This is a genomic window from Nitrobacter sp. MLSD-S21 (assembly GCF_058809865.1).
The window spans coordinates 160,826-186,721 of the sequence record NZ_JBXASZ010000006.1 but is presented as its reverse complement, the minus strand read 5'-3'; the positions used below and the strand labels follow the sequence as shown (position 1 = coordinate 186,721).

General features: G+C 61.3%; 25 protein-coding genes. 12 read left to right on the top strand and 13 right to left on the bottom strand.

Annotation, left to right across the window (positions count from 1 at the left end):
- Positions 1-164: 164 nt before the first annotated feature.
- The 4 genes from AC1RT6_RS16875 to fliL all read right to left on the bottom strand — a co-directional run bounded on the left by AC1RT6_RS16875 (position 165) and on the right by fliL (position 3,216).
- Positions 165-968 (bottom strand): MotE family protein, encoded by an 804-nt coding sequence (locus AC1RT6_RS16875; RefSeq protein WP_079446170.1) that lies wholly within the window; start codon positions 966-968, stop codon positions 165-167.
- Positions 965-1,399 carry a DUF6468 domain-containing protein gene (locus tag AC1RT6_RS16870; RefSeq protein WP_079446169.1) on the bottom strand — a complete coding sequence of 145 codons (435 nt, stop codon included), beginning with the start codon at positions 1,397-1,399 and terminating at the stop codon, positions 965-967. The genes AC1RT6_RS16875 and AC1RT6_RS16870 overlap by 4 nt, the downstream gene beginning before the upstream one ends.
- Complete coding sequence (gene fliM / locus AC1RT6_RS16865) at positions 1,396-2,601, bottom strand: flagellar motor switch protein FliM (RefSeq protein ID WP_079446168.1); 1,206 nt, start codon at positions 2,599-2,601, stop codon at positions 1,396-1,398. The genes AC1RT6_RS16870 and fliM overlap by 4 nt, the downstream gene beginning before the upstream one ends.
- A gap of 123 nt (positions 2,602-2,724) precedes the next feature.
- The gene (gene fliL, locus AC1RT6_RS16860; RefSeq protein WP_079446167.1) at positions 2,725-3,216 is read right to left on the bottom strand and encodes a flagellar basal body-associated protein FliL; all 492 of its coding nucleotides are present in this window, start codon (positions 3,214-3,216) and stop codon (positions 2,725-2,727) included.
- A 518-nt stretch (positions 3,217-3,734) separates the two neighbouring features.
- Here fliL and flgF point away from each other — a divergent pair.
- The 6 genes from flgF (at position 3,735) to AC1RT6_RS16830 (ending at position 10,012) form a co-directional block, all read left to right on the top strand.
- A complete protein-coding gene (flgF, locus tag AC1RT6_RS16855; RefSeq protein WP_079446166.1) occupies positions 3,735-4,502 on the top strand; it encodes a flagellar basal-body rod protein FlgF in 768 nt (255 codons plus the stop codon).
- Positions 4,503-4,514: 12 nt separating this feature from the next.
- Positions 4,515-5,303 (top strand): flagellar basal-body rod protein FlgG, encoded by a 789-nt coding sequence (flgG, locus tag AC1RT6_RS16850; RefSeq protein WP_079446165.1) that lies wholly within the window; start codon positions 4,515-4,517, stop codon positions 5,301-5,303.
- A 72-nt stretch (positions 5,304-5,375) separates the two neighbouring features.
- Positions 5,376-6,479 carry a flagellar basal body P-ring formation chaperone FlgA gene (flgA, locus tag AC1RT6_RS16845; RefSeq protein WP_079446194.1) on the top strand — a complete coding sequence of 368 codons (1,104 nt, stop codon included), beginning with the start codon at positions 5,376-5,378 and terminating at the stop codon, positions 6,477-6,479.
- A gap of 5 nt (positions 6,480-6,484) precedes the next feature.
- Positions 6,485-7,243, top strand: a complete 759-nt coding sequence (gene flgH / locus AC1RT6_RS16840) for a flagellar basal body L-ring protein FlgH (protein WP_079446164.1) — start codon at positions 6,485-6,487, stop codon at positions 7,241-7,243.
- 257 nt (positions 7,244-7,500) lie between these two features.
- Positions 7,501-7,788, top strand: a complete 288-nt coding sequence (locus AC1RT6_RS16835; protein WP_079446163.1) for a hypothetical protein — start codon at positions 7,501-7,503, stop codon at positions 7,786-7,788.
- Positions 7,789-8,143: 355 nt separating this feature from the next.
- On the top strand, positions 8,144-10,012 hold the full coding sequence (locus AC1RT6_RS16830; RefSeq protein WP_079446162.1) for a patatin-like phospholipase family protein: 1,869 nt from the start codon (positions 8,144-8,146) through the stop codon (positions 10,010-10,012).
- Positions 10,013-10,164: 152 nt separating this feature from the next.
- Here the strand turns inward: AC1RT6_RS16830 and dksA are convergent, their stop codons facing one another.
- Together dksA and AC1RT6_RS16820 are read right to left on the bottom strand one after the other, a co-directional pair.
- Positions 10,165-10,530, bottom strand: a complete 366-nt coding sequence (gene dksA / locus AC1RT6_RS16825) for an RNA polymerase-binding protein DksA (protein ID WP_244553437.1) — start codon at positions 10,528-10,530, stop codon at positions 10,165-10,167.
- Positions 10,531-10,792: 262 nt separating this feature from the next.
- Positions 10,793-11,206, bottom strand: coding sequence for a flagellar assembly protein FliX (locus AC1RT6_RS16820; RefSeq protein ID WP_079446161.1), 414 nt, complete (start codon positions 11,204-11,206; stop codon positions 10,793-10,795).
- A gap of 304 nt (positions 11,207-11,510) precedes the next feature.
- Between AC1RT6_RS16820 and AC1RT6_RS16815 the strand changes: the two genes are divergently transcribed.
- The 5 genes from AC1RT6_RS16815 to AC1RT6_RS16795 all read left to right on the top strand — a co-directional run bounded on the left by AC1RT6_RS16815 (position 11,511) and on the right by AC1RT6_RS16795 (position 14,777).
- Complete coding sequence (locus tag AC1RT6_RS16815) at positions 11,511-12,635, top strand: flagellar basal body P-ring protein FlgI (protein ID WP_079446160.1); 1,125 nt, start codon at positions 11,511-11,513, stop codon at positions 12,633-12,635.
- Positions 12,635-13,024: a flagellar assembly peptidoglycan hydrolase FlgJ gene (flgJ, locus tag AC1RT6_RS16810; protein ID WP_079446159.1), complete on the top strand. Its 390-nt coding sequence runs from the start codon at positions 12,635-12,637 to the stop codon at positions 13,022-13,024. The genes AC1RT6_RS16815 and flgJ overlap by 1 nt, the downstream gene beginning before the upstream one ends.
- Complete coding sequence (locus AC1RT6_RS16805) at positions 13,021-13,512, top strand: hypothetical protein (RefSeq protein WP_079446158.1); 492 nt, start codon at positions 13,021-13,023, stop codon at positions 13,510-13,512. The genes flgJ and AC1RT6_RS16805 overlap by 4 nt, the downstream gene beginning before the upstream one ends.
- A gap of 196 nt (positions 13,513-13,708) precedes the next feature.
- The gene (locus AC1RT6_RS16800) at positions 13,709-14,098 is read left to right on the top strand and encodes a TonB-dependent receptor plug domain-containing protein (protein WP_493029548.1); all 390 of its coding nucleotides are present in this window, start codon (positions 13,709-13,711) and stop codon (positions 14,096-14,098) included.
- A gap of 313 nt (positions 14,099-14,411) precedes the next feature.
- Complete coding sequence (locus AC1RT6_RS16795) at positions 14,412-14,777, top strand: hypothetical protein (RefSeq protein WP_079446156.1); 366 nt, start codon at positions 14,412-14,414, stop codon at positions 14,775-14,777.
- Between the two features lie 62 nt (positions 14,778-14,839).
- On the opposite strand, the gene AC1RT6_RS16790 is transcribed toward AC1RT6_RS16795, so the two are convergent.
- The 4 genes from AC1RT6_RS16790 to AC1RT6_RS16775 form a co-directional block, all read right to left on the bottom strand.
- Positions 14,840-15,205, bottom strand: a complete 366-nt coding sequence (locus tag AC1RT6_RS16790; RefSeq protein WP_079446155.1) for a hypothetical protein — start codon at positions 15,203-15,205, stop codon at positions 14,840-14,842.
- Positions 15,206-15,231: 26 nt separating this feature from the next.
- Positions 15,232-15,597, bottom strand: a complete 366-nt coding sequence (gene flaF, locus AC1RT6_RS16785) for a flagellar biosynthesis regulator FlaF (RefSeq protein ID WP_079446154.1) — start codon at positions 15,595-15,597, stop codon at positions 15,232-15,234.
- A 325-nt stretch (positions 15,598-15,922) separates the two neighbouring features.
- The gene (locus AC1RT6_RS16780; protein WP_493029547.1) at positions 15,923-17,539 is read right to left on the bottom strand and encodes a flagellin N-terminal helical domain-containing protein; all 1,617 of its coding nucleotides are present in this window, start codon (positions 17,537-17,539) and stop codon (positions 15,923-15,925) included.
- 493 nt (positions 17,540-18,032) lie between these two features.
- Positions 18,033-19,643: a flagellin N-terminal helical domain-containing protein gene (locus tag AC1RT6_RS16775; protein WP_309774233.1), complete on the bottom strand. Its 1,611-nt coding sequence runs from the start codon at positions 19,641-19,643 to the stop codon at positions 18,033-18,035.
- Positions 19,644-19,998: 355 nt separating this feature from the next.
- Between AC1RT6_RS16775 and flbT the strand changes: the two genes are divergently transcribed.
- Positions 19,999-20,427 carry a flagellar biosynthesis repressor FlbT gene (gene flbT, locus AC1RT6_RS16770; RefSeq protein ID WP_079446151.1) on the top strand — a complete coding sequence of 143 codons (429 nt, stop codon included), beginning with the start codon at positions 19,999-20,001 and terminating at the stop codon, positions 20,425-20,427.
- A gap of 156 nt (positions 20,428-20,583) precedes the next feature.
- Here the strand turns inward: flbT and AC1RT6_RS16765 are convergent, their stop codons facing one another.
- From AC1RT6_RS16765 to flgK, 3 genes are all read right to left on the bottom strand, one after another.
- Entirely contained in the window at positions 20,584-22,041 is a 1,458-nt protein-coding gene (locus AC1RT6_RS16765; RefSeq protein WP_079446150.1) for a pyridoxal phosphate-dependent decarboxylase family protein, read from the bottom strand.
- Between the two features lie 330 nt (positions 22,042-22,371).
- Positions 22,372-23,877: a flagellar biosynthesis protein FlgL gene (locus tag AC1RT6_RS16760; RefSeq protein ID WP_079446148.1), complete on the bottom strand. Its 1,506-nt coding sequence runs from the start codon at positions 23,875-23,877 to the stop codon at positions 22,372-22,374.
- 28 nt (positions 23,878-23,905) lie between these two features.
- Positions 23,906-25,768: a flagellar hook-associated protein FlgK gene (gene flgK / locus AC1RT6_RS16755; RefSeq protein ID WP_472789334.1), complete on the bottom strand. Its 1,863-nt coding sequence runs from the start codon at positions 25,766-25,768 to the stop codon at positions 23,906-23,908.
- Positions 25,769-25,896: the final 128 nt, after the last annotated feature.

Below are 25,896 nucleotides of genomic sequence, written 5' to 3'. Positions count from 1 at the left end.
CTCGTGGAGTAAATTTGACATTCGCTACCGACGTCGCAGCAAAGCCGGCAAGCGAATGTTAAATTCAAAACTCCATTGGAAACCCAATAGTTGCTAGCGGTCCTTTGATTCTAACCTTCGCAAGGAGGCTCGCTGAAGCGGAATGCGAATATTAGAACGGACCACTAATTGCGAGTCGACTGCGTCGGCTGGCCCTCGATCTTCGGAAGATTGGAGGCCGCGGTTGCGTTGCCACCGCTCGCACGGCGCGCCAGTTCGACCGTCAACCGTTCCGCAGCCTCGGGAGACATCTGACCGAGAATCTCCGACATCTTGCGCGGCGCGATCTTCGAAGCGATCTCGAACAGTACCGGCATTTCCAGCCGGTCAAACACCTTGGCCGCCTCCTTCGGCTTCATGTTCTCGTACATCGTCACGAGACCCTTGAAGCGAGCAATCTCGGCCTCGTTCTTCTCCGCGGTCGCGGTCGCGATCCGCGCTTCGATGCCCTTCATCTGCTCGACGCGGCCCTGGATGCGATGTTCAGCGGCTTGCAAAAGGCTTTCGCGAATGTCAATTTCCCGAGCACGTGCTTCGATTTCCTGTCGCCGGCTCTGAAGGCGCTCGAGGATGGCCCGCTCGGAGGGCGACACAGACTGACCCGGCTCGGGGAGAGTGCCTACCTTCGCCACGCCCGGCGTGTCTGCTGCCTGGGCGGATTCTTCGTGCTTCGCCTTATCTTCTCCCGCACTGTCCTTGCCGGCGGCGTCTTTGTTCTTCGCCTCGACCGATCCGGTGATGTCGCCCGCGTCCGGAGCTGCGCCTGGAAAGTTTAAATTCTCCTGCGCCCATGATGGACGGGCTGAATCCCGCCGGACATCGAGGACATAGCCGCCGTCGATCACGAGCCCCGCGACCTTGAGCACCGCGAGGCCGAAGATCGCAGCCGCTACGACGGGAATGACCCGGATGTCCCTGAAAGCACTCATGCAGCGAGGCCGTTCGTCCTTTTGCGTTCGGAAAATGCCCGCGCCGCGGCTGCGACAGAGCGGGCATCACTCGTCACGGCCTCCGGTTCCGGGGCCGCCGGCGGACGCGCCGCAAGCGCGATCCTGGTCAACCGCCGCATGACGGCATCGCCCTCAGCCAGTTGCTTCGCCAACTGTCGCGACAAATCGGTGGCCAACGAAATCTGGTTACCGAGATTGTCGTTGACGTCGCGCACCGTGTGCTTCAGCCCGCCGATGGCGCGCTCGGCGATCTCGGTCGCCGTGATCAGTTCGCTAATCGTCGCCTTGAGCGACTGTTCATCCGCCCTCAGCCGCTTCAGCCGCTTGTTCAGTAGCATGCAGTAACCGATTGTCAGAACGAGAAGAACCGCAACAAGGCTCTCGATCGCTAATCCGAAAGAGTGGTTCATTGGGCCTCCATCATCTTGGTCTGCTCGTCCGCTCTCTCGAACATGGCGAAGGTGGTGTTCGGTTTGCGCAAATGTTTCGACACGCGAATGGCGACGCGGTCGCCGACCCGCCCCATGCGGCCTTCGGTGAGCGTAACGCTGCCGCACCGAACCGCCACCGACGCATCAGGCCGCATCTCAAGCGCAAGGGTATCGCCGACCTTCAGGGTCATAAGCTGCTTGAGCGGGATTTCGGCCTCATACAACACAGCGTCCACGGCGATCTGCGCCTGCGAGATCTCGGTGGCGAGGTGGCTTTCCCAGATCGGATCACGGCCGAACTTTTCACCCATGAACATCTGCAACAGAACGTTGCGGATCGGCTCAATGGTGGCGTAGGGAAGCAGCAGTTCGATGGTGCCGCCACGATCTTCCATGTCGATCCGCAGCCGGACCAGGATCGCCGCATTGGCCGGACGGGTGATCGCCGCGAACCGCGGATTGGTTTCGAGACGGTCGATCGAAAACGACACTGGCGAAAGCGGCCGGAACGCCTGCTCCGCGTCGGCCAGAACCACTTCCACCAGCCGCTTTACCAGATTGGTTTCAATCGTCGTGTAGGGCCGCCCTTCGATGCGGAGCGAGGTCTGGCCGCGACGGCCACCCAGCAACACGTCGATCATGGAGTAGATCAGGCTGGAGTCCACCATCGCCAGTCCGAAGTTCTCCCACTCCTCGGCCTTGAACACGCTGAGCACCGCCGGCAGGGGTATCGAGTTCAGATAGTCGCCAAAGCGGACCGAGGTGATGCGGTCAAGCGAAACCTCGACGTTGTCGGAAGTGAAATTGCGAAGCGACGTCGTCATCAGCCGCACCAGGCGATCGAACACGATCTCCAGCATCGGCAGGCGCTCATACGACACCATCGCCGAGTCGATGATCGCCCGAATGCCCGAATTGTCGTCGACGTTGATCTCGCCGACGCTAAAGCCGAGCAGGTTGTCGATTTCCTCCTGCGACAGAACCCGCTCGCCGCCGTTTTTGCCGCTGCCGAAATCGCGGCCACCGTCGTCGACCATGGCGGCCCATTGTTCCGCCATCGCGTCCGTGAGTTCATTCGCGGCAGCGGACTTCGCCGCTTCGGCTGGATCCTCCGAGTCGAGCGAGGCTTCCCACTGGGCTGCGATTGCATCCTGATCAATCTGATCGCTATCGTCCGCCATGATCCCGTTTCCGCGCTAGCGCCCGTTTCCGAAGTTCGTTCCTTGGAGTGCCGCTTGCGATTTGAAGCTCCTGATACGAGCTTGCGGCATATGATGTAGCAACTTCAAAAACAGCGACACTCCTCACTGGATGACGACTTCCTTGAACAGCACCGCATTGACATGATCAGGCGAGATCACAGCATTCACCCGTTTGGTCAGTTCTTCCTTCAGGCGGAATAACCCGGCTGAACCGTTGAGATCACTTGGACGCAGTTCGCGCATATAAGTCTGAAACAGATCGGTGACCCGGGGCAGCGCCGGCTTGATCTTCTCGACCTGCGGCTCCTCCTTCACCTCAAGAACGACCTTCACTTTCAGATATTGCACCCGCTCTCCGGGCGCGCCGACCAGGTTGACCAGCATGTCCGGTATGTCGACGAAGGCCGGCGGCTTCGGCGGTGGCGCTTCGGCAAGCTGCTCGCCATCGTGATGGCGGAATAAAAAGAACCAGATGCTGCCGCCGGTGACGAGAATCAGCAGCACGGCGCCGACCGCGACAATCAGCTTGAACCTTTTCTTGCCCGGCGGCGCGTCTCGATCTGCCGCTTTCTCAGCCTGATCATTCTCAGCCATCGTCAGCTCGCCCTTTCACCCAGGGTCGGTCCGAGTGCTGCCGAGCAGGCTGGATACGCAGAACAGATGCCGCCGGCGCACACGCGCCCTATTGCCTTGACACTCGTGCCCGGACCCGAAGCTCGTCGCTCCCGCAACGGCCTGCGAACTTCGAATTCGACGTTCACCAGCATCCATTCTGGTGTGTTTTGGTCAGAAGTTCGCTTTCGAGGTAGTGGCGAAAATGCGGAGAACTTCTGGGCTGCCACACTAGGTACGCAATGGTTAACGGAACCTTTCTTTTAACCATAACTAGGAAGATTTTGCCGGGCCGATATGGTCAACAGGGCCTTAATTACCGGGTCTCCCAGGGGGTAGATTTCAATAAACGACTGATAATCCATCGCTTCTGAAGCTGGCACGGCTTTCGCTATCCCTTTCTTGAACCGCAGGCTTGGGAGAGCCTCGAGGTTCGATCGATCCGGTGTCGCGGCCTGGGAGGGCTTTCTTCACACGGATCCTCAAGGGGAGAACCACCGATGGAGAATACGCTCCTCATCGGACTGTCGCGGCAGATGATGCTCGAACGGCGGATAGACGTCATTGCGAACAACGTCGCGAACGTCAACACCAACGGTTACAAGGCCGACCGCTCGCTGTTCGAGGAATACCTGATGCCGGGAGCGCACGAAGACAACTTCGTCGGCCGCGACCGCCGCTTAAGCTTTGTCCAGGACCGCGCCACCTTCCACGACTTCGCCGGCGGCCCGACCGAGCAGACCAAGAGCCCACTCGATGTCGCCATCGACGGCAAGGCGTTTCTGGTGGTGCAGACGCCGAACGGCGAGCGCTACACCCGCGACGGCGGATTACAGCTCAATTCACAGGGACAACTGGTAACGGCATCGGGCTTTCCGGTGCTCGGCTCCAATGGCCCGATCAGGTTCCAGCAAACCGACCGTGACATTACGATTTCCGCCGACGGCACCGTGACCGTGATCGAGGGCATCAACAACACGACCAACTCGATCCGCGGCACGCTGCGGCTAGTCTCCTTCCCGCAACCCCAAAAGCTGATCAAGGAGGGATCCAACCTCTACGCCGCGGGCGCAGGCAATTCCGCTCAGCCGGATACGAATGCGCAAGTCCATCAGGGCTTCATTGAGCGCTCCAACGTCAATGCGGTGACCGAGATGAGCCGCATGGTCGAGGTGTCCCGCGCCTACACGCAGATGGCGACGCTGTTGCAGCAGCAAACCGATCTGCAACGATCCGCCATCGAAAAACTCGCCGACGTTCCGGCATAAGGAAACCATATCATGCGTGCTCTCTATACCGCAGCAACCGGAATGGCGGCTCAAGAACTAAACGTTCAGGTCATCTCCAACAATATCGCGAACCTGCGCACCACCGGTTACAAAAAGCAACGGGCCGCGTTTCAAGACCTCATCTACGACCACGTCCGCCGCGTCGGCGCGCAGGCATCAGCTCAGGGAACCATATTGCCCGTGGGCATCGATCTCGGCGGCGGCGTGAAAACAGTCGGAACGCCGCGGCAGATGAGTCAAGGCACGCTGTCGCAGACCGGCAACGATCTCGACATCGCCATTCGCGGTGAAGGCTTCTTCAAGATCCAGATGCCGGACGGTACCTTTCAGTATACTCGCGACGGCACGTTCCAGATGGACAACCAGGGTCGCATCGTCAATGCGCAGGGCAATCCGGTGCAGCCGACGATCACAATTCCCCAAAACTCCGCTGGCATTACCATCAACGCGCAGGGCCAGGTCTCGGTGACGCTGCCGGGGCAGACCACTCCGACGGTGCTTGGCCAGATCGGCCTGACCCGCTTCATCAACAAGGCGGGCCTGCAGCCGGTCGGCGACAACAACTTCAAGGAGACGCCCGCCTCCGGTCCGTTCCAGGACGGCATCGCAAACATCGACGGCTTCGGCGACATGCAGCAGTCGAACCTTGAGCAGGCCAATGTCGAGGTGGTCTCTGAAATCTCCGATCTGATCGCCGCACAACGCGCCTACGAGATGAACGCCAAAGTCGTCAGCGCCGCCGACCAGATGCTGCAATCCGCAGCCGCGCTGTTCCGCTAGAGCATGATCCCGAAAAGTGGAAACCGGTTTTCGGATAAGATCATGCTCGGTCAAAAAGAAGAGAGGCTGATCATGGCCGTCCGCTCCTTTCTCATCGCTGGCGCGCTGCTGGCGGCGTCCATTCCGGCGCTGGCCGGCAATGACGTGGCTCCGCGCCGCATCGTCCTGGCGAGCACGATCCAGACCGCGGCCGCCCTTCCGGCTCCTGTGCTTCGCGGCCATGTCGACATTACGGACGAGGTGGTGAGAATCGGCGACCTTGTCGATAACGCCGGTGACGCAGCGCAGGTTGCGATCTACCGCTCTCCCAACCCCGGCACCACGGGCAGCCTGTTGGCTACCCAGGTGCTCGACGTTCTCCGCGCGCATCAGGTGATCGGCGTCGAGACTCACGGCATCCGCAACGTCGCGGTGACACGGCTCGCGCGCACCCTCGAACCGGACGACGTCGAATTGCGGATCGCGGTCGCGCTCGAACACCGCAATGGACTTGGCGACGCCAAGAACCTGCAGCTGACCTTCGATAAAGACTTTACGGCAATCCATCTCGATGCCGCTAACAACGGCGCCATCAATCCGATGGTAACCCGGTTCGACCCGCGCAATGGTCGCTTCGACGTCACGCTCGAGGTCGGCAACGACTCCGGCGCCGCACCGGCCCGCCTCCGCTTCACCGGAGTCGCCGTCGAGACTGTCGAGGCCGCGGTGCTGGCTCGCGACGTGGACCGTAACGCCCAGCTGAAATTTTCCGACATCGTCATGGAGCGTCGCCCCAAGGCCGAGGTCGGCCACGATGCCGCGAGCCGCGACCACGCCGTCGGGATGCAGATGCGGCGGCAGATGCGCGCCGGTCAGGCGCTGCACGGCGCCGACCTGACCAGACCAGACCTTGTGCAACGCGACGAGGCGGTGACCCTGATCTACCAGGCCGCGGGAATTTATCTCACCGTGCGCGGCCAGGCGACCGAAGCCGGCACCGAGGGGGACATCGTCACTGTTCTCAACCTGCAATCGAAGCGCACCGTGTCCGGCGTGGTGGTCGGGCGAGGTCAGGTGTCGGTGTCTCCCATCACGCCGGTTGCGCCCCGCAAGCTGGCGAGCGCCGAGCCGGCGGCAGCGGCAACAGCCCCCGTCTCCGCCCAGAGCGGCACGCCCACATCTTCAAAAGCCGAGTAACGTTCATGTTGAAGTTCGCGCGCATCAACCGCATCGTCCTAACCGGCTCATTGCTAGCGGCCGCCGGCCTCGCCAGCGGATGCTCGTCCATCGATCGCCTTTCGCAGATCGGCGAGTCACCCAAGCTGACCGCGATCGACAATCCGACGACGCAGCCGGGCTACAAACCCGTGCAGATGCCGATGCCAAAACCGGAGACGGTGTCCTACAACGCCAACTCGCTGTGGCGGAACGGCTCGCGCGCGTTCTTCAGGGATCAGCGCGCGGCGCGGGTCGGCGACCTTCTGACTGTGACCGTGAACTTCACCGACAAGGCCAACATCGCCAACCAGACCCAGCGCAGCCGCACCAGCAAGGAAGATTCCGGCATCACCGATTTCATTGGCAGCAAAACCATCGGCAATCCAGCAACCGCGGTCCTGCCTGGCCGTATCCTGACCACCGACTCCACCTCGCTGAGCGACGGCAAGGGCTCGGTCCAACGTCAGGAGAACTTGCAGACCAGCGTCGCCGCGGTCGTGACGCAACTGCTGCCGAACGGCAATCTCGTGGTCGAAGGCAAGCAGGAAATCCGCGTCAACAACGAAATCCGCGAATTGATCGTCGCCGGCATCGTGCGACCTGAGGATATCCAGAGCGACAACACTATCGATTCAAGCAAGATCGCGCAGGCCCGCATCGCCTACGGCGGCCGCGGCCAGATCAGCGATGTCCAGCAGCCGCGCTACGGTCAACAGGTGATGGACGTGCTGCTGCCGTTCTAGATTCTCGAGAGCTCCCCACCGGATCGCGATCCCAGGCGCGAGACGGCGACGACCCCGGCGATGCCATGCATCGTTCGGGGGATGCGGCCTCCGGCGGCTCCCCTGCCGGAGGCCGTGTCTATCTTCGAGAACAGAGAGCAGGCCTTGTTCGTTCGCTGATGAGCAGCGAATTTTTAATGACCCCTTGGTCTGTGCGTCGCACTTGCGATGGCTATATATCCGTGACATTCCGCAAGTCGAGACTGCCGGAGCGTCCAATGACCCTCGCCGTCCGAATCCTGCTTGTCGTTGCCGCCTGCCTGATCGGCTTGTCCGACACGGCACAGGCGCGCCACCGGCACCGCCCTGTCTACACGCTTATGCCTTCAGCGCCCATTATCGTGATGCCGGCGCCCTCACCGCGCCTCAGCATCGGCGGGGGCAATCTGCCGGGCGTGCCGAACACAACGTGGCCTGGAACTATCGGCACAGGCGCCGTGCCAAGCGGCCTGAGTGGCGACAGCCCAACCACGCCGGGATTTCCCGGCAGGGTCGGGCGCGACTAGAACAGAGCGAAGGTTCGGCCACCCCGCATGCGACCCGCTCGCTGCGCGTAGTAAAAAGGGGTTCGAAGGTTAAGTCCTCGGGGTCAAGCCGGGGAAAGGACGGGATTGGGTTCGCCGCAGCGCGTCACGCGCGCGACGTTAGAGCATGATCCCGAAAGTGGACACCGGTTTTCGGACAAGATCATGCTCAATGAAAGAATAAAACAGAGTTTGATTCAACGCGGTTGAATCGGACTGTAGAGAGCGGATTCCACATTCGCTTCACGTTGCCGCAAACCCTGTGGGCAAGTGTCAAAATCAGAGCTTTTGCCGCAACGGAATGCAATGCTTAAACGAACCAATAGGAGTTGCGGTATTGACGCCAAAACCCGATCCCGATCTTCAGCAACGCGACGCGCTGCTCCAGACCGTGCTTCGCGACTACTTTGCGTCCGACAACGCTGCGATCCTGAACACCATCCGGTCCGAGGCCGAATATGTCGATCTCGTCTCCGGCGAGATTCTGCTGCGTCAAGGCGACATCAGTGACGACGTGTACTTCGTCCTGTCGGGACGGCTGCACGCATTTTCCGAGACAGACTCCGGCGCGAGAAAAATTCTCGGCGAGATCGGGCGCGGTGAAACCATAGGCGAGCTCGCGCTGTTCACCGGCGAGCCACGCTCGGCAACCATCTTGGCGGTGCGCGATACGCTGCTGGTCAAAGTAACGCGCGCTATGATCGAGCGCGCGATCCTGCAACATCCGGAAATCGAAATGTCGATGATGCGGGTCGTGATCCGGCGATTTCGCGAGCGCGAGCGACAAGCGCCGCTGGTGCCAGTGAACATCTGCATCCTGCCGGTCACGTCCGGGGCGGATGCCGCCGATTTTGCGCGAAGCCTGCGTAACGCGCAAGCCGCAAAGGCCGGGTCGGTGACGGTCGTCACCGCCGATGACGTCGCCAGACACTTCGGGATCGCTCGGGACCCCTCGTCTGAACAGCGCAACGATGCGCTTGCCGGCTATATCGACGAAATCGAGGCTCAGAGCCGCGGCGTGTATCTTGCCGCCGACGGAAGCGACACCGCATGGACCCGGTTTTGCCTTCGTCATGCCGACGAGGTGCTGCTGCTCGCCGACGCCGGCCACGATCCCGGTCTCTCGGCTGTCGAGCAGGCTTTCCTGTCACCCGCCGCTCCCATTTCGATCGCGCGACAGACACTGGTTCTGCTGCACAAGGCCGATACGACAATTCCCACCGGCACGGCGCGTTGGCTGAACGCGCGGCCGGATGCGCGGCACTTTCACATTCGCCCGCAATTGCCCGCGGACATGCGTCGGCTCGCTCGCATCGTATCCGGACGCGGTGTCGGACTTGTGCTGTCCGGCGGAGGCGCGCGCGGTTTCGCTCATCTCGGCGTCATCAAGGCGCTGGAAGAGGCGGGCATTCCCGTCGACATGCTTGGCGGCAGCTCAATCGGCGCGGTCATGGGGATGGTACTGGCGCTCGGGCGCAGCGCGGATGAAGTCGCAGCCGCCGTCCGGAAGGCGTTCCTCGAACACCCGAGGGGCAACGTCACCGGCGACTACAATTTCATTCCGCTGGTATCGCTGATCAAGGGTGCGCGCACGCGAAGCGCGATGACGCAGGCCGTGCGCGATGCCACAGGCCGGGACGCAATCGACAGCGAGGATTGCTGGACCACCTTCTTCACTATCGCGTCAGACTTTTCGGCCGGTAGCGAAGCCGTCCTGCTGCGAGGCGACCTGACCCGCAACGTCGGCGCAAGCTACGCAATACCCGGTGCGCTGCCGCCGGTCTTCGTCGGCGGGCACATGATGTATGATGGCAGCACGTTCAACAATTTCCCGGTCGACGTGATGGCGCGGCTCGGCGCCGGTCGCATCATCGGCGTCGATCTCTCGGTCGATCGCGGGCAGGTGTTCGACATTGACTGCGTTCCTGGAACGCTCGCCTTGCTGCGCGACAAACTGAAACCGCGTGCGAAGCGGCGTTACCGTCTGCCGAGCGTGCCCGAGACGATGCTGCGGTCATCGTTCATCACTTCGATCTCCAAACAAAAGGAGATGGGAAAGTTCACCGACCTATTGTTTCAGCCGCGCGTCCCCGAGTGCCGCTTGCTGGACTGGAACCGCTTCGACGAGATGGTCGCCGCCGGCTACAGCCAGGCCCGGCAGATGCTGGCCGGCCTGACCGACGCGCAGCGGGAGATGTTCAGGTAAGCCGTTGCCGGCGAGCCGCCACGCCAACGATTATTCTGACGCGTTTTCTTGCGCCGAACCGGTACTGTCGTGTCGAACACCAGGACATGCTTCGCTCGCGAACTCACGCCTATACCGCGGCCCGCGCCGCCAAGGCATCGGCGCCGCCTGCCCTACTCGTCCCGATAAATCTTTTCCCGCTTTTCGTGGCGCTCCTGGGCTTCGACAGAAAGCGTCGCGATCGGTCGCGCTTCGAGCCGCTTCAGCGAGATCGGCTCGCCCGTTTCCTCACAATAGCCATAGGTATTGTCTTCAATTCGCTGCAAGGCGGCGTCAATCTTGGAGATCAGCTTTCGCTGCCGATCACGGGCTCGCAGCTCGATGGCGCGGTCGGTTTCCGAGGACGCGCGATCGGCGAGGTCGGGAAGGTTAACGTTCTCTTCCTGAAGAGTCTGCAGCGTAACCTTCGATTCGCGGAGGATATCGTCCTTCCATGCCAGCAACTTGGCGCGAAAATATTCGCGCTGGCGCTCGTTCATGAAAGGCTCTTTTTCGGAGGGCCTGTAGTTCTTCAACTTTTCCAAATGCATTCCTGCTCGGTGCAAGGCACCGGACGGACGGTCCGGCTGCGGCGGAGCTTATATAGCGGCCGTTTGTGACAGACAATATCGTCGCACCAAAACCCGTCCTTGACAGCTCGGGGCTTCCGCGTTCCTGCTTCCTCTGCCCGATGTGGAACCCCGGTCTGCGCAGCGTATCGAGGCCATCTTTTCAACGGGTTCCATCGCGTCCCGGCTGCTTTCAGAATTGCCCCGCCTTGGCCAGTTCCACCTCGACGCGCAATTCAATTTCAGCCAGGACCGCGTCGAGACCGGCATCGCCGGAGGACGATTTCAGCTCGGCAGCGGCAGTGCGCAGCCGGATCACGGTTGACGCGTCGAAGTTGCCGGAAAGCAGCCCGATCTTAAGATCGTCGAGCACGTCCAGCGCGCCCCTGCCCCGCTGTACCGAGCGCTTGCGCCGCTCCGCCGGATCGTCTTCGACGCCCTGCAACGCCAGCAAAGCATCGATGGTGGCAGGCGCTTTCGGCGCGGCCGCGGCCCTGCTTTCCATTGTAGCGGCCGGGTCCGGCAGAGAAAATTCGCTTCCGCCCGTTCGCCGCGCGGACGGGGCCTGCGTTCCCGGCGTTGTGCCGTTCGGTCCGTAAATTCGCATCGATCATCTCGCCCGAATATTGATGGCGCGCCATGCCGGTCAAGGAGTGCGCACCGGATGACTCCAGCAAGAGAACCGTGGGCCGTTATGGTTAACGAAGCGTGAATGCCCGGCAAATTCTGCCGACGCGGGCAACTTCGCCACCGCCTCCCGCCTGCGCAGCTTTATCCACCACATCGATCTTCCAACGATATCAATACTATATGCCATGCGCCGCGATGGCACGAACCTCGCATAGTTAACGGCGGATGACCGTCATGGGAGTGGCGGCCAGCCGGACCGAACCCTCAGCGGGGAGCAGAGGATGCCTGGCGTTGGTATTTTAAGGATTGTCCGGATCGCCGTCGCGGCGCTTGTCGCGCTGCCGCCGCTGGGCATGCCTGCGCACGCGACCTCACGGATCAAGGACCTCGCGAATATCGAAGGCGTGCGACAAAACCAGTTGATCGGTTACGGCCTCGTGGTCGGCCTCAACGGCAGCGGCGACACCCTCAACAATATTCCTTTCACCAAGCAGTCGCTGCAGGCGATGCTGGAACGCATGGGCGTCAACATTCGCGGCGCCACCATCCGAACCGGCAACGTCGCGGCCGTCATGGTGACCGGCAACCTGCCCGCCTTCGCCACCCAAGGCACCCGCATGGACGTCACGGTCTCGGCCATGGGCGATGCCAAAAGCCTGCAAGGCGGCACCTTGCTCGTCACGCCGTTGCTCGGCGCCGACGGCAATGTTTATGCGGTGGCGCAGGGCTCGCTTGCGATCGGCGGCTTTGCCGCTGAAGGCGCCGCCGCGAGCGTCACCAAGGGCGTGCCAACCAATGGGCGCATCGCCAACGGCGCCATCGTCGAGCGCGAGATCGAATTCGCACTGAACCGGATGCCGAATGTCCGGCTGGCGCTGCGTAACGGCGACTTCACCACCGCCAAGCGCATCGCCGCCGCAGTCAACGATTTCCTCGGCACGAAGACTGCCGAGCCAATCGATCCGTCCACTGTGCAACTCTCCATCCCAGGGGAATACAAAGGCAACGTCGTCGCACTCCTGACCGAGATCGAGCAGCTGCAGGTCGAGCCGGACATCGCAGCAAAGATCATTATCGACGAACGTTCCGGGATCATCGTGATGGGACGCGACGTCCGCGTCGCCACCGTCGCGGTAGCGCAAGGCAACCTCACAGTGTCCATTTCCGAAAGCCCGCAGGTCAGCCAACCTAATCCGCTGGCACGCGGGCGAACGGTTGTGACACCGCGCACAGACGTCGGCGTAAGCGAGGACGGCAAGAAACTCGCGCTGGTCAAGAACGGCGTCTCGCTTCAGGAGCTCGTCGACGGACTCAACGGCCTCGGCATCGGGCCACGCGACCTGATCGGCATTCTACAGGCGATCAAGGCGGCCGGTGCGATCGAAGCCGATATCGAGGTGATGTGATGGAAGCTCACACTGTCAATGACCTGATAACCACCGCTTATCGCAGCACCCCTCGCATGAAGCCGATGCTGAACGGCCGTCCCGATCCGCAGCTCGCGCGAGCGCTGGAACACGTCCCTCCGCGGTCAATAGAGAAAGCCAAAGCAACCTCGGAGGATTTCGAGGCGATGTTCCTCAATTCCATGTTCTCGCAAATGACGTCCGGGCTGAAGGGCGAAGGCCCGTTCGGCGATACGCCAGGCACCGGAGTGTGGCGCTCGATGCTCACCGAGCAGTATTCCAGATCGTTCGCCAAGGCCGGCGGCGTCGGCGTCTCCGACGCGGTGTTCCGCGCCCTGATCATGCAACAGGCGAGCCAGACCAAGCCAAGCTCAAAGGAGAGCGCATGACACCGAAGTCCCGGGATCCGCAGGCGTCCCTTCTCCCGCCTCCCGTATCGACGCCAGCGGACGCACGCAAGCTCGCCGACGACATGCTCGACATCATGAACGCGCTGCTTGCCGTCATCGAGCGCGAGACCGAGTTGGTGCGCGCCGGCAAGATTCGCGAAGGCATGGCGCTCGAGAGCCGGAAGACAGAACTATCGCGCCGCTACGTCGACGCCATCAGGCAATTCAAGACCAGCCAGGTCTACATGACTCAGTCGACGCCTGACCTGCTCACGGCGCTGCAACGCCACCACGACACATTCCGCGCCATGCTCCAGGTGAATCTCACGGTGCTCGCTACCGCGCACGCGGTCTCGGAGGGAATCGTTCGCGGCGTCAGTGCCGAAGCGCAGCGCCGCGCCACGCCGCAGACTTATACGGCAAGCGGACAGCGCAGCGCACCCTCGCGCCAGCACATGAGCCCCCTCGCAGTCAGCCGTTCGCTTTAACGCGCGAACCGGCAGCGACCATGATCCGGCGAGCTTAGAACCAATCCCGTCAGACGATATTGCAAGGAAATTACCCAGACGCGGAAACCGAACAGCGTCCATGATGCCTTGAGTTACTCGCCAGGCGTATTTGCGGAAGCCAACGGTTACCAGTCTGTGCAAGGTATTTTATGCGCGGCTTTCAGGGCAACGAGGTTTGCAGACCACGGGGCTTCAGACCGAGACATACGGCGTTGAGCGTATCGAGGTGATGCGTGGCCCATCGTCGGTGCTCTATGGGCAAGGGCAGCCGGCCGGTATCGTGAACCTGGTGACGAAGCGTCCGACCGGGCAGACCATTCGCGAAGTGCAGCTTCAAGGCGGATCGTTCGATTACAAACAGGGGGCATTTGATTTCAGTGGCCCAGCCAATGAAGATAAAACGCTTTTATATCGTCTGACTGGCCTCATTCGTGACAGTTGGCGCTTCTCCGTCAACACCAGCAACCTGTTCGACAAATACTACGTCGCAGCCTGCTTCTCGATGGCACAGTGCAATCTTGGTCGGGCACGTAATATTCTTGGAACCGCGACCTATCGCTGGTAGCTCGCCCGCCAACGCCTCCCGACATCGGCGGCGGCCCGATCGCGCTCGCCGTTCCAATCAGGTTTACACAGGACGAACTCGGGCCCGAACGGCATCGGCTCCGGCACTGCAACCGAACCAACTGCCGCTCGAAGAATGAGAAGCCTCGCTGAGGAGACCTGCCCTCGCATATTCCAACCAGTTTGAATCAAATTTCTGCACTCACGGCATCACCTCATTGAACACGTTTTCTAACGTGGCGTTGAGAGACAGGCGCTAGGCTTGCGTTCTAAAGGGGGGTGGGATTTGACTCGACGGGAGCCTGGAGGCGACCATGGGTACGGATTTCAGTATCAAGCCGGTTGGCGCGCCGGTGGCGGCACCAGTCGTTCAGCCGGCAAGCCCGGCCGCGGACGATGCGGTGGCGACTCAACTTCCGCCGAGCAAAAGCGTCACGGCGACGGACGTCAGCGCGCGCGCCCGCAACGATCTGCGGACCTCCGGTGATACGCTGTCACGGCAAGTAGTGGTCGATCGTGACGCCGCCTCGGTCGTCTACCAGGTCGTCGATCGCCGGACGAGCCTCGTCGTGAAGCAGTTTCCCGAAGAGGCGATGCTGCGGCGACGCGCATATTTCCGCACGCTGGATTTGATGAACACTGAGCGAGAACCCTCGGCCGCCACCGACCGCCGCGCCTAGAGCATGATCCCGAAAAGTGGAAGCCGGTTTTCGGATAAGATCATGCTCAATCAAAATAATGCTCAGTTCTGATGGACGTAGGCGTTCTCGAGCGTGCTTGCACCCGTCGCCGGATTGCTCATGACAGTGCTGACCTTCGCGGTGCCAGCCTTTGTCAGCACGAACTTTGAATCGCCGACCCGGAACGAATTGTTCTTTATCAGAACTTCCTGATACTTGATCGTGCTTCCGTACTGGTACTTGGCCTTGGCGCGGAAACCATTGACGCCGGAAATCGTCACGGAGAACGGCTTCTGGTTGGCGTACTTGCCGCTCCATGTGCCTTCGAAAACCTTGGGATCGACGTTAACATACCTTCCGGTGTTCAGATTGACGTTCTGACCGACCGTTGTGTAGTTCGATGCCAGGATATTCAGGACGTCGGCCAATGATCCGGCTCCGTCTGTGACGGGGATTACGCTCGACCGGACAAGCCGGCTGCGAGATTGCAGTTGATGTCGATCAGCGCCGTCAGCTTCGCAGGGTCTGGATTTATCTGCATGTCGACTGTCTGCTTCATCACGAAAACGCCGATGTTGGCGATGTTCTGACGAACCTCCAGCGGCTGCGGGTTACTCTCGCTGTCCGCCGCACTCATGAAGATCGACCACAAACGGCGGTTGAACAGCAGCGCCTTTTGCATGTCACTGTCGGGCCCTTTCCAGTTGTCCTGGATCTCCCGAAGCTGCCGCGCCGCTTTCAGTAAAGCCTGCGCCTCGATTTCACGCGGAGACGACGAGGTTTGAGCCGTCCGGGCATAGGCTTGAGCAGCATTCGACATCTAAACCTCGGGGGAAAAAGAAAGGGCGCACGCAACTTCGCGTTGCCGAATGTCTATCAGCACCACCTTTAAAATGGGTTACTCGGTGTTTTCACATGCGTCGAAAAAGTGGCAAATGCAGCGGGTTCTGCAATGGTGCCGCTTTGCTCCTGACTGGAATTAGAAACAAAGTTTCTAGATTGTTATTCTGACGCGTTTTCGTCACGCGAACCGGTATCCACTTCGCTCGAAAACGCTTGGCCTCGTTGCGGTGTTTTTTCGATTTTCACATTCGCCGGAGCCTTCACGGCAAGCGAATCTCGTGACATTCGCCGAGCTTACGTCATCAGCGTAGCAATTGCAGGACGCTCTGTTGTGACTGGTTGGCCAGCGCCAGTGCGGACACCGCGATCGACTGACGGGTGGCCAGCGCTTGGCTGTTTGCCGCTTCCTCGTTGGTGTCGGCGAGGGTCAGGTTCGACGAGCCGGTCTGTAACACGTTGATAAGGTTCTTCGAGAAGTCCTGACGGATTTGCACGATCGACAGGTTCGAACCAAGCGTCGAAGCCTGCGTGCGCAGGGTGGTCGACGCTCTGTCGAGGCTGGCGATCACGCTGTTGGCCGAGCCGTTGTCCAGGAAGTCGATGCCCACCGTCAGGGCCGACAGTCCAAGGCCAACTGCATTCATGTTGGTGCCGGTGATCGTGAGCGTGGACTTTGCGGTCTCGTTGAAGATGAGCTTCAGCGTGTCGCCGCTCAGCAGATTAATGCCGTTGAAAGACGAGTCCGACGCCGTCGTGTTTATCTGCTGAATGATGTTGTTGTATTGATTGACGAGGCCGGCGCGAGCCGCCTGAACCGCTGAATCTTGAACGGGCGCGCCGGCGACAAGGCCATTGAAGGCATATCCCGCGCCGGCCGCGGTTCCGCCGATCGTGCCAATGGTCTCTGCGGCAGCCTCGTTGGCGGTCGAGATCGTGATAACGCCTGCCGAATTGATCGTGGCCTGGAGATTGTTTGAAGCAAGCTGCGCGTTCAGGTCGTTAAGGGTTCTGACGGTACCGTTGGTGCCGTCACCGAACGTGACGTTGGTCGCGACGCCGCCGCCGGTTGCCCCGATCGTTAGCGTCTTGCCGTCGAGGTTTCCCGCGCCCCCGCCGCGCGCCGTCGTTCCCGCGCTCAAGCCTAGCTTTGCGAGAACTCCGGCCGGCGTGGAGTCCGTCAGCGCCAGGTCATGAGCGATACCGGTGTTGAGCGCGATCTGCCCGCTGCCGTTGACTGTCGATGCGGTGGCGGGCGTGGTGTTGCCGTTCAGCGCATCGATCACGCCGGTCAACGCACTGAGTGTCTGGTCGATGCCGATCGTGACGTTTCCGGAAGGGTCGGTCGTCGCCGCGCCCGACGCCGCGAACGTGATGGTCTTGCCGTTGACGGAAAAGCTCTCGCCGGCCGCGGGGCCGGTCGGCGTCGCAACCGCGCCGTCGGTCAGCGCGCTGATAAGGGTGGCGCCGGTCGCGGCGGCGTTGGCGGTGCCGGTCTTCAGGGCGGTGCCGGGCGTTGCGGCGACATTTGTAAACGGTGTCGTGCCTCTGAGATCGAGCGCGGTCGCGCCCGTTACGGGAAGACTTTCCACCGACGATTTCTGTGAATAGCCGACCTGGGATTGCAGAACCTGATTGGCGACCGACTTCGCCGTGTCCACCAGCTTCTGCAGCGAGGTCAGGCCGGTATTGGCCGCCTGCAGCACCTGTATGCCGTTGCCGATGCCGTCAAGCAGATTGCTGATATCGTTGGCGCGGTTGTCGAGCGCTGCTGCAGTGAAATAATTGGTCGGATTGTCGAGGGCCGTGTTGACCTTCTTGCCGGTGGCAAGACGGTTCTGCGTTTGCGCCAGCAAATCGGCAGTAGACTGCAGCGAGAGCAAATTCTGGCGAACGGATGCCGAGAGAACGATGTCGGACATGACTGGCCTTCCCTAACCTGCGCGGACGCCAACTCGCCCCAAGAGCCGGTCGCTGGTCGGAAAGGTGAACAAGACGTTTTAATTTATGGTTAACCCAGGATTAATCCCCGCTCGATCGTCGCGGCCACAAGAAAGCAGTCGTGACATTCTTGGCGCGCACGTCCTTTCTGAACTCAATCGGCAGAATGCAAGGCGGATGAGGGTTTTGTCCTACTATGTTGACTACGAAATTCAATAGCTCGGAAGCATCGCCCCACGAGCAATTTTCGCCGTTCTTTCAAGACCTCATGAACAAGCACTGACAATCCGGCTTCAGAAGAATTGGACCGCCGGCTAAAGCTATTCCGCTTTGATGAAATCAAACCCGAACCCTTAGCTTTTTTGTTTGGCGCGTTTTCTTCACGCGAACCTCGTGTCCACTTCGCTCGAAACGCTACAACAAAAAACGGCGGGGTTTTCCCCGCCGTTTCCGTCGTCTGAGATGCGTTTGCGATTAGCGGAGCAGCTGCAGCACGCTCTGCTGCGACTGGTTGGCCAGCGCGAGCGCCGACACCGCGATCGACTGGCGGGTGGCCAGCGCCTGGCTGTTCGCCGCTTCCTCGTTGGTGTCAGCCAGCGTCAGGTTGGACGAGCCGGTCTGCAACACGTTGATCAGGTTCTTCGAGAAGTCCTGACGGATCTGCACGATCGACAGGTTCGAACCGAAGGTCGAAGCCTGCGAGCGCAGCGTGCCGGACGCGTTGTTGAGCGAGTCCAGAACCTTGTTGGTCGAGGCGTTGTCGAGGAAGTCGGTGCCCTTGACCAGCGACGCGAGGCCGAGGCCAGCCGGATCAAAGGTCACGCCCTGAATGGTCAGGGTGGACTTGCCGGTTTCGTTGAACACCAGCTTGAGCTGATCGCCATTCAACAGGTTGACGCCGTTGAAGGACGAATCCTGCGCGGTGGTCTTGATCTGGTCGATCACCGCGTTGTACTGGCTGATCAGCGTGGCGCGGTTGTTCTGCGCGTTGGCGTCTTCCACCGGCGCACTCACCGTCACGGAAGCTCCGAACAGGCCTGCACCAGCGGCAACCGCCGTACCACCGAACGCACCGATCGTGGCATGGGCATGATCGTTGGTGGTGGTGAAGGTCAGCGCGCCGGCCGTGCTGATCGAGGCCGACAGGTTGTTCGCGGCCAGCGCCGTGTTCAACTGATCGAGGGTCGTCACGCCGCCCGTACCAAACGTGATGCTGGTCGCGGTGCCACCGTCGGTCGCGGCGATCGTCAACGTCTTGCCATCGAGCGCAGCCGGAGTTCCGGCCGTGCGGGCGTAGGTGTTGGCGGTAAGACCAAGCTTGGTGAGAGCAGATCCGCTGATCACCAGATCCTGGGCCGTACCGGTGTGGATCGAAATCGCACCGGCCGCAATCGTGGACGTGCCAGCAGTATTGCCCGTGATCGCATCAATGGCATCGAGGACATCGCCCACGTCACCGGTGGTCACGTCAATCGAGAGCGTGCCAGCCGTCGCCGAACCGCTAGTGCCGGAACCGCTGTTGAACGAAATCGTCTTGCCGTTCACAACGATGGTGTCGGATGCGCTGATATTGGACGCAAGGTTGTCCGAACCCGCACCCGCCGTACCAGCCAGCTTGGTCGCAGTCGTGATCGCCGCTGCGCCACCGGTGTCGTCGTTGTTAACCGCCGAGCCGGTCACGGTCCGGTCAGTCGGAGCGCCGCCCGGTCCGAGCAGGTTGTCCGCCGTCGCGCCGGTGATGGCGGCAGTGGTCGCCTGCGACTTGGTCGAATATCCCGTGGTCGCCTGGAGCGCCTGGTTGGCGATCGACTTGGCGGTATCGACCAGCTTCTGCAGCGAGGTGATGCCGGTGTTGGCAGCCTGCAGCACTTGCACGCCGTTGCCGATCGAGTCGAGCAGGTTGTTGATGTCGCTGGCGCGGTTGTTGAGGCCCTGCGCGGTGAAGAAGTTGGTCGGGTTGTCGAGCGCCGAGTTGACCTTGTTGCCGGTGGCAAGACGGTTCTGCGTGGTGGAGAGCAGATCAGCGGTTGACTGGAGGGAAAGCAGATTCTGGCGAACCGATGCGGAGAGAACGATATCGGACATCTTTCATACCTTTCTGGTGTGAATACACATACGCCCATACGCCGAAGATCCTCGGCGAGGCGCCACACTGGTGTGAAGACTCTAAGAAAGCATGAAGCCAATCGCAGACTCGCGCGGCTGTTCGGCCGGCGGCCGAAGCGAGCGCATGGCTTGATTTGCGCCGGTATGGACGGGATTCAAGGACATTTCATTTCCGGTGGCCGCTACCGCCGTTTACCCGGCGTTAACCACAATCGGGAAGGATCACGGCCAGACTGTCCGCGATGCTCGCGCCGACGCGGCCGTCCGCCGCATTTCGCAGCGAATGGCAGTGCCGTGCGTTCCGGCACGCTTCATTCAATGACAGGAAACCGTCATGGCGCTGAAAGTCGAATTGAAGCCGCATGAACGCATCATCATCGGCGCCTGCGTTGTCACCAACACCGACCAGCGCGCGCGGCTTTTGATCGAAGGCGACAAGATTCCGATCCTTCGCGAGAAGGACATTTTGACGCCTGAAACAGCGGACACACCCGCCAAGCTGATCTACCTCGCGGTGCAACTGATGTACCTGTCGCCGGAGCCACAGATCAATCACGGCACGTATTTCAGCCTGCTGCGCGACATCATCACCACCATGCCGGGCGCGTGGCCGATCATCGAGGGCATCAACAACGACATCCTCAACGGCGACCTCTACAAGGCGCTGAAGGAAGTCAAGAAATTGATCGCCTACGAAAAGAAGCTGGCGGGTATGAGCGACAGCACCGCCGATCGCGCCGACAGCAGACGACGCTCCGCCTGACATCACGCCGCGCGAGCATTTCCGGTCAAGTGGAATCCGGTTAGCAGAAAGAAAATGCCTTCGATCAATCTGCGCGTATTTCGATCGCGAACCGGTATCCACTTCGCTCGAAAACGCCATAATACGCGCCGACGCGGGCGCGCGGCCGTCACGGCTTCAGGTTTCGCGCGCGCCGAATTCCAGCACCGCTGATACCAGCGCTTCGATGTCGCGCATTCCGGTGCGATGATTGACGATCGCCGCGCGGATCGCGAGCCGACCGTCCAGCATGGTCGTGGACGGCGCTGCGATTCCCGACTCGTGCAGCAATGCGACGATTTCCGCATTGACCCTGTCGGCATCGTCGGCCCGATAGCGGAAGCACACGATGTTGAGTTGCACCGGCGCGAGCAGTTCGAGTTTTGGTTCGGCCGCGATCTGCGCTTCCAGGCAGCGCGCCAGCGCGCAGGTCCGGCCGATCATCGCGCCGAGCCTTTCGGTGCCGTAGGCTTTCAACGTGAACCACGTCTTCAACGCGCGAAAGCCGCGGGACATATCCGGGCCGTAGTCGCATGGCCACGGCGAGCCCGCCGCAAGCCCGCGCGTTTCCCGGCGCAGATAGGCGACCGGCGCCGCAAATGTGCGGCGGTGCTGTTCGCCGTCGCGAACGAGAAGGAAGCCCGCGTCGTAGGGCACCTGTCCCCATTTGTGGAAATCGAAAGCAATGGAGTCGGCGCTTTCAATTCCTGCGAGGCGAGGTGCAATCTCCGGCGACAAGACCCCGAGAGCGCCGAATGCGCCGTCGATATGCAGCCATAGTTTCTCGTCGCGGCACACGCCATGCAGCGCCGCAAGATCGTCAATCGCTCCGATGTCGACTGTTCCCGCCGACCCGATCACGAGAAATGGTTCAAGTCCCGCGGCGCGATCGACGGCGACCTGCGCACGCAACGCATCGGCATCGATGCGATGACAGCGGTCAACCGGAATCCGCCGCAGGGCGTCGGTGCCGAAGCCTGCGAGGTCCATGGCCTGGGCAATGCAGCCATGCGTCGCAACCGATGTATAGGCGATGAGACCGGCGCCGCGATCCATCAAGCCCCGCTGGCGCACGGACGGGCCGATTCGCGCTGAACGCGCCACCAGAATTCCCATCAGGTTCGCCATCGACGTTCCCGTGACGAAGATGCCGCTCGCGGTATCGGGAAAGCCGAACATCTGCCGGACCCACAGAACGATCTGCCGCTCGACTTCGATCGGCATCTGATCGCGGCCGGCGACATTGGTATTCAACCCCGCCGCCAGCATTTCGGCCAGCATCCCGACAGCCGTGCCGCCGCCGTTGACCCATCCCATGAATCCGGGGTGGACATTCCCGGCGGTGTACGGAGCGATGTACTCGGCAAACTCCCGATAAATGTCGGCCACATCGGCGCCCTCTCGCGGCAGCTCTTCGCGGAAACGGGCGCGCGTTTCCGCCGGTATCGGCCGCCATACCGGGCGCTCGCGAACCTTGGCTATATGATTGAACATATCATCGAGCATCCGGTGCCCCTCCGCTCGAAGCTTGTTCCAGTCGTCTGGATCGAGCGTTTCATCGGCTTCCGGCAGCGTGTCGCGCGATGCAGGCTTCATGATGCGCGCTCCCCGCCGCAAGCGATCATCGTGCACGGCGCATCGAAATGACGAAGGACGAATTCAATCTCAAAGCTGCGCATGAAACGTGCTTCCTTGCCGCGCGCAAAAGGGCTTCTGACCGGCATTTCCCGATGGGCTGATAAACCGTCGCGCCTGCCCGCTCCAGTTCCACTTAGAGCATTTTCGTTCGAAAACGCCATAGGGAGGCGGGCCAGTCCCGGCAGCGCGGAATTCCCAATGAGTAACGCATCATGACGGGTTTTGGAACGGGTTTGTCGTTCCTTCGTCAGGGCTGAAGCTATCCTGCTTCGGACGTAACTAATAACGTCAGATGAATTTTACCAGGCTGAGCTGCGAGAGCATCGCGGTGGTCTGGTATGACGCCTGCAGGTCGGTTTGCAGCGCCAACAACTGACTCGCGACCTCGTCGGTGGAGACATTCTCCGCCTGGTCGATGATATTCTGCATGGTCGCTTGCGTCAGTTTCTGCCGCGCGGTCGCATCCTTCATCACGGTCTGCGCGTTGGCGAGGTCGACCTGGATGTCACGGATATTCTGACTGCCGGGCGCGATCGTCAGATTTTGCGCAACGCGCGAGTTGAGCGCCGAAATCTGGTCGGTCGCGTTCGGATCGGTCGGCGATGTCGTCACCGCCGCGAGAACCGCAACGGATTCCATCAGCGAGCGGATGGCGTCCTCGTTCGCGCGCATACCATACTGCACCGTCACCGAAGGATCGACCCGAACGGTCGAGGTTGCGCGCGCCGACCCGGCTCCGGCGTCGCCGGTGTACCACTGCACGGTATCGGCGGCGGTGCCGTTCACCGCGGCCGTGGCGGTCGCAAGCGTCGCGGGCGGCGTAATGTCGACGCGCTGCGGCGGCTGATCGAAGAAATCATGCGTCGCGCGGATGGCGGAGGCCGCGACCAGCGCTGTCTTTGCCAGCGTTCCGACCGAGCTCGTCAGTGCGGCGTTGAGATTGGCAGCGGTTGCGGCAGGCGTCGCGCCGATCGCAAAGCTGCCGGCAGGCGTCGGGACTGCGCTGGAGGCCGTCAGTTGCACTGTCTCGCTGGTGCCGTCCGGAAGATTGAAGGTGAAGCTCACCGCGTCGCCGTCGGCCGGGTTGGTGGCACCGAGATCGATTGAAATGGCAGGCGGCGCTCCGGCCGGACCTGTGACGGTGGCCCCTGTCAATGACGACGACACCGATTGCAGTTTCATGCCGTAGACCGAGGGCGACGCATCCTCCGCAACTGACACCGACGTCGCGGTCGGCGAGGAAATGTTGAGACGGCCAAGGCCGCTGGTACCGAGGTCGGCCTGGTTGCGCTCGGAGATGACCTGCTTCAACCCCGCCTGCCCGGCCCCATTGCCGTTCAGGATGAGATCCGACGCGGCCACCGACTGAGTATAGATTGTGCTGCCGGAAAAGATGTAGCGGTCGCCGGCCTGCGTATTCAGGATGCCGACCACTGACGAAAATTGCGCGACCGCGGTCTGCTGGCCTGCGGTCTGTCCGGCGCTGTTCAGCACCTGCGATCCGCTGTTCGCCGCATTTTGCAACTGCGTACCGATGTTGGAGAGTGCCTGCAGCGCCGTATTGGCAACTCCGATGTTGGTGTTGATCTTCATCATGGTGTCGGTATACGCGGAGATGTTCGACAGTTGCGCGCGCGCCGCGATCGCAAAGCCTTCATTGGCGCCCATGCCCGAGTAGGTGGTCGCACGCTTGCCGCTTGTGAGTTGGTTTTGCAGATCGGCCATCTGCGTCTTCAGGTTCTGGATCGAGCCGCCAAGGATGGTGTTGCCGAAGCTGATTCCGTTGATCGCCATGCGAACCGCCTTTACGCCGTCGTTACAATTATGCCTGCAGCAGCGTCTGCATCATGCTCTGCACCACGGTCATCACATGCGCATTCGCCGCATAGGAATTCTGCAACGCGATCAGATTGGACATTTCGGTATCCATGTTCACGCCGGACTTGGCGTCGAACTTCTCCTGCAAAGTATTGACGACGATGTCCTGACCTTGCGCGACCTGCTTCGCTGTTGTCGCCGTGCCGCTCTGCAAGCTGACGAACTGCTGCAGGAACGATGGCAATGTACCCTGAAACGGCGCGGCGGCCGCGCCAAGGCCGGTGTTTGGAGAGTATGTGAAAGTGGCTGACGTCAACCGGTCGAAAATGAAATCGGAGCGCGTGGTGTCGCCGGCGGGAGTCAGCGGCGAGGTGTTGTAGACCGTGAGCTTCGAGGGATCGGCAAGCAGCGCTGCGTTGACCTGAATGCGCCCCGCCAGCCCGGTGATCTGCGACGCGGTGCCTGTGATCGCGCCGGTATAGAGCGAGGCACGGTCGGTGAAGAACGGCAGTTGCGGACTGCCCGAGGTCAGCGACTGCACCGTCGTCGTAGTCGATGCCGCGGTCACGGTCGATGCACCCGAACCGTCATCGACCACCCGCAACTGCGACCCGGAAGCGGAAAACGTCAGATGCGACGTAGCTCCTAGTTGCGCATTCAGTTGCGACACGATCGAGGCGAGCCCGCCCGAGAAATCGACGCCGATCACCCTGTCGTTTGGATTCGAGGCCGTGTTCGGAATCGGCAGCGCGGTTGGGTCGTCCACCCGCACCACGGTGACGGTGTGCGAGACGTTGCTGGAGTCGGTGTAGGTGACGTTGAATGCGTTGCCCGGCAGCACGCTGGAGAGACTGGTGTCGAATCCCGATGGCGGTCCGGCCACCGGCGCGCCGCTCGTGGTGACGTCCGACAATGCGCTGGCGAGCGTCGCCGCCATCTGGTCCACCTGGTTCTGCGCCTGCACCAGAATCTTGTCACGCAACTGGACATCGGCGGCGATCTGACCGGAGTTGATGCCTTGCAAGGCGATCATGTCCATCTTCGCGCCGTTCGGGAGCTGGCAGATGATGGTGCCGACGCTCGACTGCGCGGGATCCGCGCTCCATCGCGAGTTCGCGGTAAGCGAGGACTGCGCGTTGAACGTCAGCGTTGAAGCGTACACACCGCCGACGAGCTGGATGCCAGACGTGGTGAATACCGAGGTCTGATTGACGCCGTCCGTCGTCACGCGGATGTCCATCAACCTTGAAAGCTGATCGATTGCAGCGTCGCGTTGATCCATCAGCGTCGCGGCCGCCGGGTCCTGAGCACTCAAGCTTTGCAGCTTCTGATTGAGCTGCGCGATCTGTTGCATCGCCGCGTTGGCCTGCGAGACCGACACCGAGAGATCCTGCTCGGCGTTGGAGCGCAGCGTCTGGATGCCGCTGGTGGTGGCGTTGAGCTGCTGCGCCAGCGCCTGCGCGGCGTTCAGCACAGAGGATTGCGCCGCCGTGTTGCCCGAACTCGCCGACAGCGCCTGCAATGCGGAGGTGAAGTTATTGTAGGCCGCCTCCAGCGTTCCATCGTTGCCGGGGGTGCCATAGACGTTCTGCAACTGGCCGAGCACTCCGGCGATCTGATTTGCATAAGCGCTGCCGGCATTTTCCGTGCGCAACTGCGACTGGACATAGGCGTCAAGCGTGCGGTTGACGCCGATAATGCGGACGCCGGAACCGGTGCTGCCGGTAACGATCTGGTCCTGCACCAACGTCTGCGCGACGTAGCCCGGCGTGTTCGCGTTGGCAACGTTGCCGGACACGATCGACAGCGCGGCCTGGTTAGCGCGCAAGCCGGACATCGCGATGGAGAGGGCCGAACTCAAACTCATCTTTTTGCCCGCCTCGAAACCGGATCAATCCGCGTCGTGACCAGAGTCCGATTCAACTGCGTTGAATCAAACTCTGTTCTATTCATTCGACTGAGCATGATCTTGTCCGAAAACCGGTTCCCACTTTT

Bases quoted from the DNA above. Each gene is read 5' to 3' on its own strand.
- AC1RT6_RS16875 (WP_079446170.1), bottom strand. From the start codon at position 968: ATGAGTGCTTTCAGGGACATCCGGGTCATTCCCGTCGTAGCGGCTGCG.
- AC1RT6_RS16870 (WP_079446169.1), bottom strand. From the start codon at position 1,399: ATGAACCACTCTTTCGGATTAGCGATCGAGAGCCTTGTTGCGGTTCTT.
- fliM (WP_079446168.1), bottom strand. From the start codon at position 2,601: ATGGCGGACGATAGCGATCAGATTGATCAGGATGCAATCGCAGCCCAG.
- fliL (WP_079446167.1), bottom strand. From the start codon at position 3,216: ATGGCTGAGAATGATCAGGCTGAGAAAGCGGCAGATCGAGACGCGCCG.
- flgF (WP_079446166.1), top strand. From the start codon at position 3,735: ATGGAGAATACGCTCCTCATCGGACTGTCGCGGCAGATGATGCTCGAA.
- flgG (WP_079446165.1), top strand. From the start codon at position 4,515: ATGCGTGCTCTCTATACCGCAGCAACCGGAATGGCGGCTCAAGAACTA.
- flgA (WP_079446194.1), top strand. From the start codon at position 5,376: ATGGCCGTCCGCTCCTTTCTCATCGCTGGCGCGCTGCTGGCGGCGTCC.
- flgH (WP_079446164.1), top strand. From the start codon at position 6,485: ATGTTGAAGTTCGCGCGCATCAACCGCATCGTCCTAACCGGCTCATTG.
- AC1RT6_RS16835 (WP_079446163.1), top strand. From the start codon at position 7,501: ATGACCCTCGCCGTCCGAATCCTGCTTGTCGTTGCCGCCTGCCTGATC.
- dksA (WP_244553437.1), bottom strand. From the start codon at position 10,530: ATGAACGAGCGCCAGCGCGAATATTTTCGCGCCAAGTTGCTGGCATGG.
- AC1RT6_RS16820 (WP_079446161.1), bottom strand. From the start codon at position 11,206: ATGCGAATTTACGGACCGAACGGCACAACGCCGGGAACGCAGGCCCCG.
- AC1RT6_RS16815 (WP_079446160.1), top strand. From the start codon at position 11,511: ATGCCTGGCGTTGGTATTTTAAGGATTGTCCGGATCGCCGTCGCGGCG.
- flgJ (WP_079446159.1), top strand. From the start codon at position 12,635: ATGGAAGCTCACACTGTCAATGACCTGATAACCACCGCTTATCGCAGC.
- AC1RT6_RS16805 (WP_079446158.1), top strand. From the start codon at position 13,021: ATGACACCGAAGTCCCGGGATCCGCAGGCGTCCCTTCTCCCGCCTCCC.
- AC1RT6_RS16795 (WP_079446156.1), top strand. From the start codon at position 14,412: ATGGGTACGGATTTCAGTATCAAGCCGGTTGGCGCGCCGGTGGCGGCA.
- flaF (WP_079446154.1), bottom strand. From the start codon at position 15,597: ATGTCGAATGCTGCTCAAGCCTATGCCCGGACGGCTCAAACCTCGTCG.
- AC1RT6_RS16780 (WP_493029547.1), bottom strand. From the start codon at position 17,539: ATGTCCGACATCGTTCTCTCGGCATCCGTTCGCCAGAATTTGCTCTCG.
- AC1RT6_RS16775 (WP_309774233.1), bottom strand. From the start codon at position 19,643: ATGTCCGATATCGTTCTCTCCGCATCGGTTCGCCAGAATCTGCTTTCC.
- flbT (WP_079446151.1), top strand. From the start codon at position 19,999: ATGGCGCTGAAAGTCGAATTGAAGCCGCATGAACGCATCATCATCGGC.
- AC1RT6_RS16765 (WP_079446150.1), bottom strand. From the start codon at position 22,041: ATGAAGCCTGCATCGCGCGACACGCTGCCGGAAGCCGATGAAACGCTC.
- AC1RT6_RS16760 (WP_079446148.1), bottom strand. From the start codon at position 23,877: ATGGCGATCAACGGAATCAGCTTCGGCAACACCATCCTTGGCGGCTCG.
- flgK (WP_472789334.1), bottom strand. From the start codon at position 25,768: ATGAGTTTGAGTTCGGCCCTCTCCATCGCGATGTCCGGCTTGCGCGCT.